Genomic DNA, 15,002 nt, shown 5'->3' with positions numbered 1-15,002 from the left:
GAAGAGGACGGCGATAGTATGGCTTTTCTTGATGCGCTTAAAGAGCAAATATTAATTGGAGACGGAGCAATAGGAACTTTACTCTATTCTAAGGGGATTACAGAAAACTGCTTCGAGAACTTAAATAGAACGGCTGAAGAAAAAGTATACGCTGTTCATCAAGAGTATCTTCAAGCAGGAGCAAATGTTATTCAAACAAATACGTATGCTGCTAATTCCATTAAACTAGCTAACTATGGACTTGAACATAAAGTAGCAGAACTCAACCGTAAAGGTGTTGAAATTGCACATAAAGCGGTTCATAACCATGGGGCATATGTACTTGGAACAGTCGGTGGCATTACTGGACTGCAAACTAAAAATATAACCGATGAAGAAATACAGCGAAGCTTTGAAGAACAATTGGATATCCTTTTGCATGCAGGTCCTGATGGGTTGCTATTTGAGACCTTTTATAGTTTAGAAGAATTGAAAAATGTCATTACATTAGCTAGAAAAATGACAGACAAACCAATTGTTGCGCAAGTGGCACTCGGTGATATAGGAGTTTTATACGGCGGTACGCCTGTTAATGAAGCATTTAATGCGCTCATTGAAACGGGAGCCGATGTCGTAGGTCTAAATTGTCGCATGGGTCCTTATCATATGATTCGATCATTAGAAGATGTACCGCTATATCAGAACGCCTTCTTATCTTGTTATCCAAATGCAAGCTTGCCAGATTATGAAGATGGAAGGTTCTACTATCAATCAAATCCTAATTACTTTGGGGAAAACGCTTTACGATTTCGTGAGCAAGGGGTTCGGCTACTTGGAGGGTGTTGCGGGACGACACCGGAACATATACGGGCAATGGCAAGTGCACTAAAAGGATACAAACCGATAACTGTAAAAGACATTAAGAAAAAGCAACTCATCATTCAAGTAAGAAAAAATTCTAAAGACACAGACAAACCTATTGATGAAATCGCCAAAGAACGAACAGCGGTCATCGTGGAGCTCGACCCTCCGAAACAGTTACATGTAAATAAGTTTCTCGATGGTGCTAAAGCCCTTCATGAAGCAGGGGTAGATGCTGTAACTTTAGCTGATAATTCATTAGCTTCACCTCGAGTTGATAATATGGCATTAGGTGCGATGATGCAATCACAAGTAGGGGCAAGACCTTTAGTTCATTTAACTTGTCGCGACCGCAACTTAATAGGGTTGCAGTCTCACCTGATGGGACTTCACACTTTAGGGATGAACCAAGTATTAGCGGTGACAGGTGACCCGACAAAAGTTGGAGATTTCCCGGGGGCGTCCTCCGTGTATGATTTGACGTCATTTGATTTAATTTCTTTAATTAAACAGTTAAATGAAGGGATTTCATTTTCTGGAAAATCACTGGGGCAACAGGCAGATTTTACAGTTGGAGCAGCCTTTAATCCGAATGTACGCTCCTTGGAAAAAGCAGTGGTTCGTATGGAGAAAAAGATTGCAGCCGGTGCTGACTATTTTATGACTCAACCCGTTTACTGTGAACAGCAAATCATTGATGTGTATGAAGCGACAAAGCATATTAACAAGCCGATTTACCTTGGTATTATGCCACTGACAAGTTCGAGGAATGCCGAGTTTCTTCATAATGAAGTCCCTGGAATTAAGCTCACAGATGAAATTCGCAGGAAAATGGCAGCTTGTGGTGAGGATAAAGAAAAAGCAGAAATAGAAGGTATCAATATTGCCAAGTCACTGATCGACACAGCAGTTCAATATTTTAACGGTATTTATTTGATTACTCCTTTCCTTCGTTATGAAATGACAGTAGTCTTGACTCAATATATCTATGAGCAAGTAGGCTACAACCCATCATCACTACAAAATCAAATATAATGAACTTCTATTTTTAGGCAAACCGAGACGCTAGAAAGGAACGATACTATGGGGAAGAGCCAGTTTGAACAACAATTAGAGAAAAAAATCCTTGTACTTGATGGTGCAATGGGTACAATGCTTCAAGATGCGAATTTAACAGCTGAGGACTTTGGTGGAGAGGAGTATGAGGGGTGTAATGAGTATTTGAATATAACAGCTCCTCATGTAATAGAACATATTCATCGTGCGTATTTTGAGGCTGGTGCCGACCTCGTTGAAACGAACACATTTGGTGCAACAAACATTGTATTAGAAGATTATGATTTACAACATTTAGCTGAGGAGCTAAATATAAAGGCTGCGCAAATTGCAAAGAAAGTGGCTGATGAGTTTTCCACTCCAGAACACCCTCGCTTTGTTGCTGGTGCGATGGGACCGACAACTAAATCGTTATCAGTTACTGGCGGCGTTACCTTTGATCAACTGATTGAAGCATATGAACAGCAAGTAATTGGCCTTATCAAAGGCGGGGTGGATGTCCTATTACTTGAAACAAGTCAAGATACTAGAAATGTAAAAGCTGCGTATTTAGGGATAGATCGCGCCTTTAATGAGTTAAATGTTAAGTTACCTATCTTAATTTCAGGAACAATTGAGCCAATGGGAACAACCTTGGCTGGACAAAACATTGAGGCATTCTATTTATCAATTGAGCATATGACGCCAACAGTGGTTGGTCTGAACTGTGCAACAGGCCCGGAGTTTATGCAAGATCACATTCGTTCATTATCTGATTTAGCTACATCATATGTAAGTTGTTATCCGAATGCTGGATTACCTGATGAAGATGGTAAATACCATGAAACACCCGAGTCTCTTACGAAAAAGTTGACAGCATTTGCTGAAAAAGGTTGGTTGAATTTAGTTGGCGGTTGCTGTGGTACGACACCTGCTCATATTAAAGCAATGGCTGATGCAATGAAAGCTTATAAGCCAAGACAAGTGAACTTGGGTCATCCTCATGCTGTTTCAGGAATCGAGCCGCTCGTTTATGATGACAGCATGAGACCATTGTTTGTCGGTGAAAGAACAAATGTTATTGGTTCACGTAAATTTAAAACATTAATTGCTGACGGTCTATATGAAGAAGCTTCTGAAATTGCTCGGGCTCAAGTGAAAAAGGGTGCTCATATAATTGATATTTGTTTGGCTGACCCAGACCGAGAAGAAAAAGATGATATGGAGCAGTTTTTAAAATATGTCGTTAATAAAGTAAAAGTCCCTTTAATGATCGATTCGACAGATGAAGAAGTGATTGAACTCGCACTCACGTATTCACAAGGGAAAGCAATTATTAACTCTATTAATTTAGAGGACGGTGAAGAGCGGTTTGAAAAAGTGTTGCCGCTTATTCATCGATATGGTGCAGCGGTAGTCGTTGGAACGATTGATGAAGAAGGTATGGCTGTAACGGCTGAACGAAAGCTTGAAGTAGCGAGGAGATCGTATGAATTATTAGTAAATAAATATGGTTTGAAGCCAAATGATATAATATTTGATCCACTCGTCTTTCCAGTCGGCACAGGTGATGAACAATATCTTGGTTCGGCAAAAGAAACAGTAGAAGGAATTCGACTCATTAAAGAAGCGTATCCCGAATGTTTAACAATACTAGGGGTTAGTAATGTATCTTTTGGGTTACCTCCTGTCGGAAGAGAAGTTTTAAATGCTGTATATTTATATCACTGTACACAAGCGGGTCTTGACTATGCCATTGTAAATACAGAAAAACTAGAGCGATATGCTTCCATTCCAGAACAAGAAAAACAACTTTCTGATGAACTGTTATTTGAAACCAATGATGAAACCTTAGCTGAATTTACTGCTTTTTATCGCGGAAAAAAAGTAGAAAAGAAAGTTCAAACTTCAAACTTACCACTAGAAGAGCGTTTAGCAAGTTACATTGTGGAAGGAACGAAGGAAGGGCTAATTGAAGATTTAACAAAAGCTTTAGAAAAATATTCCGACCCGTTAGACATAATTAATGGTCCGCTAATGAATGGGATGGATGAGGTTGGGCGCTTATTTAATAACAACGAGTTAATTGTTGCTGAGGTGCTGCAAAGTGCTGAAGTAATGAAGGCTTCAGTCGCTTTCCTTGAGCAGTATATGGAGAAGAAATCTGATGATAATGGGAAAGGAAAGATACTCCTCGCAACTGTCAAAGGAGACGTTCATGATATCGGTAAAAACTTAGTCGAGATTATACTGGGTAATAATGGTTTTAAAATTGTGAACCTCGGAATTAAAGTAACATCCAATGAGTTAATAGAGGCGATTAAGAAAGAAAAACCGCATGCAGTTGGTTTATCAGGATTACTAGTGAAATCAGCTCAACAAATGGTTCTGACTGCTCAAGACTTAAAAGAACAAAATATATCTATTCCTATTCTTGTTGGGGGAGCAGCTTTAACGAGAAAGTTTACTGATAATCGTATTTCACCAGAGTATGACGGTGTTGTGCTATATGCCAAAGATGCAATGAACGGTCTTGACCTAGCGAATAAACTTGTAAAAGAAGAAGAACGAACCAAGTTTGAAGAAGAAAAGCGAGCAAAATTGTTACAAAATGATAATGAAGAAACCAAGGTTATCAAAGAAATAAAGACGATCATTCCTCGTTCAAAAGTGTCTAAAGAAGTTGCGATCAAAGAGCCGAATGATTTGCAACCGCATATACTGAGAGATTATAAAATCTCACACCTTGAACCTTATGTAAATTTACAAATGTTACTCGGAAAACATTTAGGTTTGCAAGGAAAGGTGAGTCGCTTACTTGCTGAAGGAGATGAAAAAACACATTTATTAAAAGATAAAGTAGATAGTTTATTATTTGAAGCTAAAACAAATGGGTTATTACAAGCACGAGGAATGTATCAATTTTTCCCAGCCCAAAGTGATGGCAATGATATAATTATTTATGATCCAGAAGATAAAAAGACGGAAATTGAAAGATTTTCATTCCCTCGTCAAAACCATGAGCCTTATTTATGTTTATCTGACTATATACGTTCTGTAGACAGTGGGGAAATGGATTATGTTGGATTTTTAGCTGTAACAGCAGGTATTGGTGTTCGTGAAAAAGCGATGAAGGCCAAAGATGAGGGTGATTATTTGTTTAGTCACTTAATTCAAGCGACTGCCCTTGAATTAGCTGAAGGATTTGCAGAAAGAACCCATCAACTGATGAGAGATAAATGGGGGTTTCCAGATCCAGTTGAAATGACGATGGAGGATCGCTTTTCTGCTAAATATCAAGGAGTTCGAGTATCGTTTGGTTACCCTGCTTGTCCTAACTTAGAAGATCAAGCAAAATTATTTAAGCTGCTACAGCCTGAAAAAATTGGAATTAATCTGACTGAAGAATTTATGATGGAACCAGAAGCATCGGTTACTGCAATGGTGTTCTCTCACCCTGAAGGTCGCTATTTCAATGTACTTTCTTCATTATAATAGTCAATAAAGAATGTCGATTACGGCATTCTTTTTTTTATGTGAGAAAAAGATAACGTTGTCAAATATTACGTGAATTTGTATAAAAAGTGGTCAAGTACAAACAATAACCATACGAAATGGTTAAATATCCATGATTAAGAAAAAGCAACACAATTAAGGAGGTAAGGACATCATGAAGACAATGGCGAACAAGTTAAAATACCCCCTTGTTACAATAATTTGCTTTACTATCATGTTCGGGGGTGTTTTACAGCCGACAGCTCAAGCATTTACAGACCAAATAATCCAGCGTGGAGCAACTGGCGACGATGTGGTTGAGTTGCAAGCAAGACTTCAATACATTGGTTTTTATAATCAGAAAATCGATGGAGTATATGGATGGAGTACGTATTGGGCTGTTCGTAATTATCAAAATGAATTTGGTCTCAACGTTGATGGTCTCGTAGGACCGCAAATGAAAGAGAGATTAGAACGGACGACGAATTTCAATAAGGAATTTGTTCATAAAGCGTTAAATGAAGGGCGTTCTTTTACTCATTATGGTACAACCCCTCTAGAAATTCAAAAAGGACCTAAAGGTAGTCGAGGGCAAAAAGCTCAAAAAGGAGCACCTAAGGAAGAGCAGCAGGCGCGTCAGCAAGCTCAACCAGCACCGAGAGGAGAGCAACCGGCTGATCCTGCACCAGCGCCAGATGCACGGGCTCAAGAGGCACCACCACAACAACAGCAACAACCAGCACAACCAACACCGGAACAACAGCCGGAACAACCAGCGCCGGAACAACCAGCGCCAGAACAACCAGCAGAACAACCAGCACCTGCAGAAGAGCCAACACCGGAACCAGAAGAGCCTGCAGCACCGGAACCAGAAGCACCAGAACCTGAAGAACCAGTACCTGCTGAAGAAACGCCAGATGCACCGGCAGGAGACGAACCTAATATTGAGCAAGCCATGAATGTCCCGGCAGGTTTTAGTGATAATGACATTCAACTTATGGCTCAATGTGTCTATGCTGAGGCAAGAGGTGAACCATATGTAGGAATGGTAGCTGTAGCAGCAGTAATTCTTAATCGTGTAAATAGTGAGGACTTCCCTAATACGATTTCTGAAGTTATTTATGAGCCGCGTGCGTTTGAACCAGTTGCAAACGGTGAGATTTATAATAACCCGAGTGAAGAAGCAAGAAGAGCTGTAATGGACGCAATCAATGGCCAAGATCCTACAGGACATGCATTGTATTTCTTTAATCCAGCAACAGCGAGATCTCCTTGGGTATGGTCAAGACCTCAAATTAAAACAATTGGGAAACATGTATTTGCTAAATAGGTTGGAGGTGATGTAAATGATTCGATCAATAATTATTGGAGTATTAGCACTAGGTTTAATTGCAACTTCGTATTGGGGCTATACGGAACATGAACAAAATGCACTGCTGGCAAACAATGTAGAAGCCGGTTATCAAAGAGCTTACCATACTCTTGTTTATCATGTGGACCAGCTAGAAGATGATTTAGGAGCAGTATTAGCGATGAACACGAAGCGCCACATTTCGCCCAAGCTTACCGATATTTGGAGAGTTACTTCACATGCCCAAAGTGAAATTGGACAGCTTCCTCTTGGAATGATGGAATTACATGAAGCGGAAAAATTCCTTCATGACTTAGGAGACTTTAGTTATAAAACTGCTGTCCGTGATTTAGAAACGGATCCATTAACAGACGAGGAATACGATACGCTTGAGCATCTATACCATATGTCTACAGATGTTAGAAATGAATTGAGGAAAGCGCAAGCGTCGTTATTAAGGAACAATATGTTATGGATGGATATTGAACAAGAGTTTCAAGCTTTAGATGAACCAATAGATAATACTGTTATAAACGGTTTTGAAACTGTGAATGAAAAGGTCACAGGTTATAGTGAAACTGAATGGGGAGCAGGCTTCTCCCAAATGGATGCATTTAATGATGAAGATTTGGCTGAAAGGCTAAATGGTGAGAAAATCACTGAAGAAGAGGCGAGACAAAAAGCGTTAGACTTTATTGGCATCGATGAAAATGTCGAGGTACATGTAGCTGAAACAGGTGATGGCCTAGCATATAAGGCATATAGCCTAACAATTGATGACCCGAACCATGAAACAAACTATTTTATGGATATTACTGAAAGTGGAGGGCATGTTCTTTGGTTCCTTCAATATCGTGAAATTGCTGAACGGAATATTAGTTTGAACGAAGCGGCTGAAAATGCTAAAGAATTTTTAGAGCGAAATGGCATTGAAGGAATGCAACTTGTTGAAAGTAAACAATACGACTCAATTGGTGCATTTGAATTTGCTTACTTACAGGATAATGTACGTGTATATGCTGACCATATCGTCATCGAAGTCGCATTAGATGATGGTGATGTTATTGCTTATGAAGCAGAGGACTATTTATTAAACCATAAGGATGATCGTGATCTCGAAGAGCCTAACATAACAAAAGAAGAAGCTCGAGATCATTTAAATGGAAAGCTTGAAGTGATGGAAGATCACCTTGCTATTATTGTAAATGACCTTGGTGAAGAAGTACTATGTTATGAATTTTACGGTGTAATCGATAACGATACGTACCGAATATTCATTAACGTCGAAGATGGTCAAGAAGAGTTAGTAGAAAAATTAGATAATGCAGAACCTGTTTATAATCTTTCATAATTTTTACAAGAAGAAGCAATAATTGCTTCTTCTTTTTCTAAATTCATGCGATAATAAGAGAAGAAATGTACATATTGAGGAGGATTTTTCCTATGATAGAGATAGGAACTACGATCCATCTTGAGCCGAAAAATGACCTAGAAGGATTAGAAGATCAAGAAGTTTTATTTAAATGTCGCTTAGTCGACAAAGGGGAAAATACGCTTATTGTTGACCACCCGATGAACGAGTTAACTGGAAAATTAGGTTTTTTCTATGAAGGCTTTCAATTTAATGCCTGGTATGTTGGTAAAGACCAGGCGATATATAGTTTTGAAACTGCGTTACAGGGAAGGAAGAGAGGAAACATCCCAATGTTTATCCTTTCAGACCCTGGTTTTGGCTCATACATTCGAACACAAAGAAGAAACTACGTTCGAATTAACACTTCTGTTGATGTTGCAGTTCATCCAAAGGAAGGTCCTTTTGACCCGTTCACAACGGTAACGATGGATATTAGTGGTGGAGGAGCAGCACTTACACTTCCATCCGGAAAAACACTGCCACCGAGTGGTCTAGTTCAATGCTGGTTTGTTCTTCATATGCAATCAGGAGAAATTAATTATGTGTCCGCTGTTTGTAAAATCGTTAGAATTTTTAAAACAACCCCGGATTCAAAAGATCGTGTATCATTACAATTTGTTGAGATTAAAGATCAAGATCGACAAAAGGTTATTCGCTTTTGCTTTGAGAAACAATTAGCAATGAAGCATGCGCAATAGATTTATTAGAAAGTTAAGAATATTTGTTTATTAGTTACAATCGTTAGACCTTTGTTAGCTCAATATGGTATGATATGATAGTGTTATTAGATTATTTTACCTTTATTGGAATAAAAATTGTACAACTAAGATGGATCGTAGTAGAGGTGGATTATGAAACGGAAATCAAATATAGCAATAGATGGACCAGCAGGGGCTGGAAAGAGCACCGTAGCAAAGATGGTAGCTGAAGAGTTATCCTATTTATATATCGATACTGGGGCAATGTACCGTGCGTTAACCTATTGTGCCTTAAAACGCTCAATTGACCCTAAGGATGGCAGGCAGCTAAGGGAATTACTTGATAAGATTTCAATTATACTTAAACCTACTTCATCAGGTACTTTAGTATACGTGAATGAGACAGAAGTAACCGAAGAAATCCGATCAAGTGAAGTTACAAATACTGTGTCTATCATAGCCAGCCATGAAGATGTTCGTCTTGAAATGGTTAAGCAACAGCAAAAGATGGCTGAGAATGGCGGAACCGTTATGGATGGAAGAGACATCGGCACTCATGTTCTACCTCAAGCTGAAGTGAAAGTTTTTTTAACTGCTTCAGTAGAAGAGCGAGCGAAGAGAAGACATGAAGAAAATATTCAAAAAGGTTTTTCTTCCGATCTCGAACAGTTAAAAGAGGAGATTGCCAGGCGTGATGATTTAGACTCAAATCGTGAGTTTGCCCCATTGCAACAAGCATTCGATGCGGTTGTAATTGACTCAACACATATGTCAATACCTGAAGTGGTTGAAAATATATTACATTTAGTTGAGGAGAGGTTCTAAATTTCATGAATTTATATGTATTTGGACGAGGTTTGTGCAGGTCATTTTTCTCTACAACATATCGTGTCGAAACAACAGGATTAGAAAATATACCTAAAGAAGGACCTGTTTTACTTTGTAGTAATCACATCCATAATTTTGACCCACCGTTTTTAGGTTCATATGTACCAAGAAAAGTTCACTATATGGCCAAAGCAGAACTATTCAAAGTTCCTTTATTAGGCCGTATGATTACAGCAGTTGGTGCCTTTCCTGTAAAGAGGGGTGCTGGTGATAAGCAAGCATTAAAGCTAGGGTTGAAAATCCTTAAAGAAGGAGAAGCGCTTGGTCTTTTTCCAGAAGGTACAAGGAGCAAAGACGGTAAGTTAGGAAAAGGGTTGGCGGGTGCTGGTTTTTTTGCATTGCGTACCGATGCAGTGGTCATTCCTTGTGCGATCATTGGAAGCTATAAACCTTTTAGTAAGTTGAGGGTTATATACGGTGAACCATTGGAGATGGAGAGCTTGCGTGCTGCTAAAGCTTCGTCAGGTGAAGTGACAGACTATATTATGAAAGCAATTGCTGAGTTATTACATAAGCACAAGTAACAATATAATTTATTGAAATGGTACAGTTCTTTCACATCGTGAAAGGTGTAATAAAAAAATGTAATATTCGTCCCGATGCTGGACATTGAAGGAGGCAATCGTCATGGTGGAAGAGATGAACAGTGAAATGACAATTAAAGCTTTTAACGTAGGTGACACTGTAACTGGGAAAGTTACAAAAGTAGAGGATAAACAAGCTTTTGTTGATGTTGGTTTCAAAGTTGATGGCATTATTCCAATTAGTGAATTGTCAAGTCTTCACGTCGAAAAGGTAAGTGACGTATTAAATGTTGGAGATGAAGTTGAGTTAAAGGTAAGTAAAGTACAGGATGATGAACTTGTCCTTTCAAAACGTGCAGTACAAGCAGAAAAAGCATGGACTGAGTTACAGGAAAAGTTTGTGAATCAAGAAACGATTGAAGCGCAAGTAGCTGATGTTGTTAAAGGCGGACTTGTTGTTGACCTGGGTGTTAGAGGGTTTATTCCTGCGTCACTAGTTGAAAGACATTTCGTAGAGGATTTCTCAGATTATAAAGGACGTACACTCCGCCTTAAAGTTGTTGAGATGGAGCCTGAAAACAATAAGCTAATTTTATCTCAACGTGCTGTCCTAGATGAAGAAGTTACAAATAAAAAGTTATCTGTTCTAAGCTCTATTAATGAAGGCGATGTTGTAGAAGGAACGGTACAACGTTTAACAGACTTTGGTGCATTCGTTGATCTAGGCGGTGTGGATGGGCTGGTACATATCTCACAACTGGCTCACCATCGTGTTGAAAAACCTTCAGACGTTGTCAAAGAAGGCGACCAAGTAAAAGTTAAAGTGTTATCGGTAGATGCTGAAAAAGAGAGAGTTTCTCTTTCGCTAAAAGATACATTGCCTGGCCCTTGGGAAACAGTTGCAGGTGAAATTAAGACGGGTGATATTGTACAAGGAACAGTAAAGCGTCTTGTTTCGTTTGGTGCATTTGTTGAAGTGGCTCCAGGTGTAGAAGGGCTTGTTCACATTTCACAAATCGCTAATCGTCATATCGGCACACCTCAAGAAGTTCTTACAGAAGGTGATAAAGTGGAAGCAAAAGTACTCGATATTAACCTTGGCGAAAAACGTATCTCTTTAAGTATTCGTGCATTACAAGAAGAAGATACAGTGGAAGAAGTTCCAGAACAATATACCAAAAATGAAGAGGAGCCTTCAGGTTTTTCTTTAGGAGATATGATTGGAGATCAACTAAAAAAGTATAAATCGTAGGTGATAACTTTGACACTTCGTTCTGTAAGAAAAAATGAACATATTGCCCATGCGATTGAAACAGGGCAAGAAAAAAAGCATGGATTTGATGATGTGCAGTTTGTTCACCAAAGCTTGCCTAATATGAATAGTGAACGTGTTGATATATCTACGACTATCGGCGAACTTGTTATGAGTTCGCCGATTTTTATCAATGCAATGACAGGTGGCGGCGGTGAGCGTACGAAAGATGTAAATCAACGTTTAGCAGAAGTAGCTAAACGTGCAAACATTGGTATGGCGGTTGGTTCACAGATGGCAGCGATTAAAAATGCTGAGGAACGTGAATCTTATAGTATTGTAAGAAAGGTAAATCCCAAAGGTGTCATCATCGGCAACCTAGGCAGCGAAGCGACAGTTGAACAAGCCAAAATAGCTGTTGATATGCTTGAGGCAAATGCTTTGCAAATCCACCTTAACGTTGTTCAAGAACTGGTTATGCCTGAAGGTGATCGGGACTTTTCAGGTGCGATTGACCGGATAGAAAAGATAGTTAACGCATTACCTGTTCCTGTCATTGTTAAAGAAGTAGGATATGGGATGAGTAAAGAAGCAGCGAAAAAATTAGCTGATGCCGGTGTATCAATTGTTGATGTTGGCGGATTTGGTGGAACTAACTTTTCTAAAATTGAAAACATGAGGCGTGAAAAGGTCTTGCAGTTTTTTAATGACTGGGGGATACAAACCACCTCCTCCATTGTAGAAGTTGTAAAGAGTCAACCTTTTATGAACGTAATAGCTTCAGGTGGAATTCAGAACGCTCTTGATATTGTTAAGGCACTCTCTCTAGGTGCAACAGCAACTGGATTAGCAGGCTATTTTCTTAAAATATTGTTAGATGATGGTGAAGAGGAATTAGTTAAGGAAATTGAAAGTATGCATTCTGAAATTAAAATGCTTATGACGGCTTTAGGTGTGGAAAATGTAAATGAATTAAAAAAGGTCCCCCTTGTTATAAGTGGCCAAACCTATCATTGGCTTAAACAAAGAGGTTTCTCTACTGATGAGTATAGTCGGAGGTAGGAAATAGAGAAAAGAGGCTGTAGAGCCTCTTTTCTTAATTATGTCTTAAGTCTGTTCGTTTTATTTAGCGTTGACGTTTACGTGCTTCTTCTGGACCTTCAAGTTTTGTTGCACCACCATATTTTAAATCCTGGTCTCTGTCTAGTTCTACTTTATCCGACTTTCTTAATTTCCGTTCTTGGCGATCTTTGCCCATCATAATTCCCTCCTTAAACATCTCTAAGAATCCTGAGTAGTGTCTCACAACCTTGTAAGTTTTATGCATAAATGATTAGTATTTTTAAAATTGTGCATAATGTTAAGGTTAGGTGGTGATGAGCGCATGGACGGTATTTGGTTTATTTGGTTTATGTGGATAAGCTGGATTATATGTACCTTTTATTTAAGGAAGTCCAAAAAACGAACGTGGATATCTTTTTGGTTACTTGTAATCATATTTTTATTTAATAAGTCTTTCACAATAGGTATGTACGATATTTCTTATGCTTATTTACTCGTTTCTTTTCTTTGTTATGGGTTTATTTCAAACTATAACTCCATAATGATGTTGTACATGTTATTTATATCAATGATATTAACATTTTTGTTCGCAGGACTTCATCTCGTTGAACTTTATGATCCTGTAATGTTTTTACTTGTCGATAAAATGTGGGTGATATCAGCTCTTGTTGCAATTATTATAGTAGTGTTAGTGAAGGATTTACGTGGGAGGCTGGTCATTTCAGTCTCAGGTCTGATCCAAGGAGAGTTATTGTTTAAAAAATTTCTCTCAAGTATATATGGAGTGCAATTACTTGGAACGCCAACTTTTTTTGATATGATCGCCATCGCTTCGGTTTTTATTATCAGCTGGCATGCTTTTGAGCGATCCTGTGAGTATATGGGTCAATATGTAAGAAAACTACCTGCATCAAGAGGGAAAGATATCCGTGTTTTTCGTTAATACTATTAAGAGGATGGATGATATTTTAGGCGGTTTAAAATAATCTAATTGTCGAATAGCAACTATATTTGTTAGAATAGATTAGTTGTGTTACCAAAATCATCCGCACGACAAATACATTATTTGTAAAGTGTAACTATAGAAAGAAAGGTAGTGAAAGTATGCCCAAACCAGTTGTTGCAATCGTTGGTCGTCCAAATGTAGGGAAGTCAACGATTTTTAATCGAATTGTTGGGGAAAGAGTTGCAATTGTAGAAGATATGCCAGGTGTAACTCGTGATCGTATTTATAGTTCTGGAGAATGGCTCCATCGGGATTTTAATTTAATTGATACAGGCGGTATTGAACTTAGTGAAGAACCGTTATTAGTGCAAATGCGTGAGCAAGCTGAGCTTGCGATTAAAGAAGCCGATGTAATTATCTTTATTGTTAATGGTAGAGAAGGAATTACAGGGGCGGATGAAGAAGTAGTGAAAATGTTATTTAAGTCGAAAAAGCCTGTAGTTCTCGGAGTCAATAAAATAGATAATCCTGAACAACGAGAAAAAATTTATGAGTTTTATTCTTTAGGGCTTGGTGAACCTATTCCAATCTCAGGTTCTCATGGTCTTGGTTTGGGTGACCTATTGGATGAAGTGATCAAACACTTCCCTGATGAAGAAGAAGATCCGTATGATGAGGATACGATCCGAATTTCGTTAATTGGTCGTCCGAATGTAGGTAAATCTTCTTTAGTTAATGCCTTACTCGGTGAGGAACGAGTCATAGTTAGTAATATTCCAGGAACGACAAGAGACGCGATTGATACACCTTTCGAACGTGATGGCCAAGAATATGTACTAATAGATACAGCTGGTATGCGAAAACGTGGAAAAGTGTATGAAACAACCGAAAAATATAGTGTTCTTAGGTCTTTAAAAGCTATTGAACGTTCAGATGTTGTTTTAGTTGTCTTAAATGCAGAAGAAGGCATTATCGAGCAAGACAAGAAGATTGCAGGATACGCTCATGAAGCAGGACGGGCTGTAATTATTGTTGTCAACAAGTGGGATGCAATTGCTAAAGACGATAAGACGATGCAAAACTTTGAACAAAAAATACGCGATCATTTCTTATTTTTAAGTTATGCACCTATCTTGTTTACTTCAGCAAAACTAAAGCAAAGATTACAACATATCTTACCTACGGTTCAGAAAGTTTCTGAAAATCATAACTTACGTGTGTCTACTAGTGTCTTAAATGATATGGTAATGGATGCTGTTGCAATGAATCCAACACCTACAGACAAAGGTAAGCGTCTAAAAATTAATTATGCCACACAGGTTGCTGTTGGACCGCCTACTTTTGTTTTCTTTGTAAACGAGCCTGAACTTATGCACTTTTCGTATCAGCGCTTTCTAGAAAACCGTTTGAGACAGACGTTTGAATTCGAAGGAACGCCAATTAAAATCTTTGCGCGTAAAAAAAGTGACTAGGTTAAACTGAAGACTATTGATTAAA

Annotated in this window: 12 protein-coding genes; 11 read left to right on the top strand and 1 reads right to left on the bottom strand. The window is 38.5% G+C overall.

The annotated features are described in order from the left end of the window. The first annotated feature begins 18 nt into the window (after nt 1–18). From N7Z68_RS00965 to fni, 9 genes are all read left to right on the top strand, one after another. Nucleotides 19–1,875: a bifunctional homocysteine S-methyltransferase/methylenetetrahydrofolate reductase gene (locus N7Z68_RS00965; RefSeq protein ID WP_275116910.1), complete on the top strand. Its 1,857-nt coding sequence runs from the start codon at nt 19–21 to the stop codon at nt 1,873–1,875. Nucleotides 1,876–1,923: 48 nt separating this feature from the next. Further along, nucleotides 1,924–5,370 carry a methionine synthase gene (gene metH, locus N7Z68_RS00960; RefSeq protein ID WP_275116580.1) on the top strand — a complete coding sequence of 1,149 codons (3,447 nt, stop codon included), beginning with the start codon at nt 1,924–1,926 and terminating at the stop codon, nt 5,368–5,370. A 175-nt stretch (nt 5,371–5,545) separates the two neighbouring features. Next, entirely contained in the window at nt 5,546–6,700 is a 1,155-nt protein-coding gene (locus N7Z68_RS00955) for a cell wall hydrolase (protein WP_373323086.1), read from the top strand. A 16-nt stretch (nt 6,701–6,716) separates the two neighbouring features. Further along, nucleotides 6,717–8,072, top strand: coding sequence for a germination protein YpeB (gene ypeB, locus N7Z68_RS00950; protein ID WP_275116579.1), 1,356 nt, complete (start codon nt 6,717–6,719; stop codon nt 8,070–8,072). A 92-nt stretch (nt 8,073–8,164) separates the two neighbouring features. Continuing rightward, nucleotides 8,165–8,833: a flagellar brake protein gene (locus tag N7Z68_RS00945; RefSeq protein ID WP_275116578.1), complete on the top strand. Its 669-nt coding sequence runs from the start codon at nt 8,165–8,167 to the stop codon at nt 8,831–8,833. A gap of 153 nt (nt 8,834–8,986) precedes the next feature. Then, nucleotides 8,987–9,658 (top strand): (d)CMP kinase, encoded by a 672-nt coding sequence (gene cmk / locus N7Z68_RS00940; protein ID WP_275116577.1) that lies wholly within the window; start codon nt 8,987–8,989, stop codon nt 9,656–9,658. A gap of 5 nt (nt 9,659–9,663) precedes the next feature. Beyond that, on the top strand, nt 9,664–10,245 hold the full coding sequence (locus N7Z68_RS00935; protein ID WP_275116576.1) for a lysophospholipid acyltransferase family protein: 582 nt from the start codon (nt 9,664–9,666) through the stop codon (nt 10,243–10,245). Between the two features lie 103 nt (nt 10,246–10,348). Further along, the gene (gene rpsA / locus N7Z68_RS00930) at nt 10,349–11,497 is read left to right on the top strand and encodes a 30S ribosomal protein S1 (protein ID WP_275116575.1); all 1,149 of its coding nucleotides are present in this window, start codon (nt 10,349–10,351) and stop codon (nt 11,495–11,497) included. A 9-nt stretch (nt 11,498–11,506) separates the two neighbouring features. Continuing rightward, nucleotides 11,507–12,559, top strand: coding sequence for a type 2 isopentenyl-diphosphate Delta-isomerase (fni, locus tag N7Z68_RS00925; RefSeq protein ID WP_275116574.1), 1,053 nt, complete (start codon nt 11,507–11,509; stop codon nt 12,557–12,559). A 64-nt stretch (nt 12,560–12,623) separates the two neighbouring features. Here the strand turns inward: fni and N7Z68_RS00920 are convergent, their stop codons facing one another. After that, complete coding sequence (locus N7Z68_RS00920) at nt 12,624–12,755, bottom strand: YpzI family protein (RefSeq protein ID WP_275116908.1); 132 nt, start codon at nt 12,753–12,755, stop codon at nt 12,624–12,626. Between the two features lie 126 nt (nt 12,756–12,881). On the opposite strand from N7Z68_RS00920, the gene N7Z68_RS00915 reads away from it, so the two are divergent. Together N7Z68_RS00915 and der are read left to right on the top strand one after the other, a co-directional pair. Beyond that, a complete protein-coding gene (locus N7Z68_RS00915; RefSeq protein WP_275116573.1) occupies nt 12,882–13,502 on the top strand; it encodes a YphA family membrane protein in 621 nt (206 codons plus the stop codon). A gap of 161 nt (nt 13,503–13,663) precedes the next feature. Further along, a complete protein-coding gene (gene der, locus N7Z68_RS00910) occupies nt 13,664–14,977 on the top strand; it encodes a ribosome biogenesis GTPase Der (RefSeq protein ID WP_275116572.1) in 1,314 nt (437 codons plus the stop codon). Nucleotides 14,978–15,002: the final 25 nt, after the last annotated feature.

The organism is Alkalihalobacterium chitinilyticum (assembly GCF_029028005.1).
GTDB lineage: Bacteria > Bacillota > Bacilli > Bacillales > Bacillaceae_F > Alkalihalobacterium > Alkalihalobacterium chitinilyticum.
The sequence above is the reverse complement of the archived record's forward strand: the minus strand, read 5'-3'. Positions and strand labels throughout refer to the sequence as shown.

Bases quoted from the DNA above. Each gene is read 5' to 3' on its own strand.
- N7Z68_RS00965 (WP_275116910.1), top strand. From the start codon at position 19: ATGGCTTTTCTTGATGCGCTTAAAGAGCAAATATTAATTGGAGACGGA.
- metH (WP_275116580.1), top strand. From the start codon at position 1,924: ATGGGGAAGAGCCAGTTTGAACAACAATTAGAGAAAAAAATCCTTGTA.
- N7Z68_RS00955 (WP_373323086.1), top strand. From the start codon at position 5,546: ATGAAGACAATGGCGAACAAGTTAAAATACCCCCTTGTTACAATAATT.
- ypeB (WP_275116579.1), top strand. From the start codon at position 6,717: ATGATTCGATCAATAATTATTGGAGTATTAGCACTAGGTTTAATTGCA.
- N7Z68_RS00945 (WP_275116578.1), top strand. From the start codon at position 8,165: ATGATAGAGATAGGAACTACGATCCATCTTGAGCCGAAAAATGACCTA.
- cmk (WP_275116577.1), top strand. From the start codon at position 8,987: ATGAAACGGAAATCAAATATAGCAATAGATGGACCAGCAGGGGCTGGA.
- N7Z68_RS00935 (WP_275116576.1), top strand. From the start codon at position 9,664: ATGAATTTATATGTATTTGGACGAGGTTTGTGCAGGTCATTTTTCTCT.
- rpsA (WP_275116575.1), top strand. From the start codon at position 10,349: ATGGTGGAAGAGATGAACAGTGAAATGACAATTAAAGCTTTTAACGTA.
- N7Z68_RS00920 (WP_275116908.1), bottom strand. From the start codon at position 12,755: ATGGGCAAAGATCGCCAAGAACGGAAATTAAGAAAGTCGGATAAAGTA.
- N7Z68_RS00915 (WP_275116573.1), top strand. From the start codon at position 12,882: ATGGACGGTATTTGGTTTATTTGGTTTATGTGGATAAGCTGGATTATA.
- der (WP_275116572.1), top strand. From the start codon at position 13,664: ATGCCCAAACCAGTTGTTGCAATCGTTGGTCGTCCAAATGTAGGGAAG.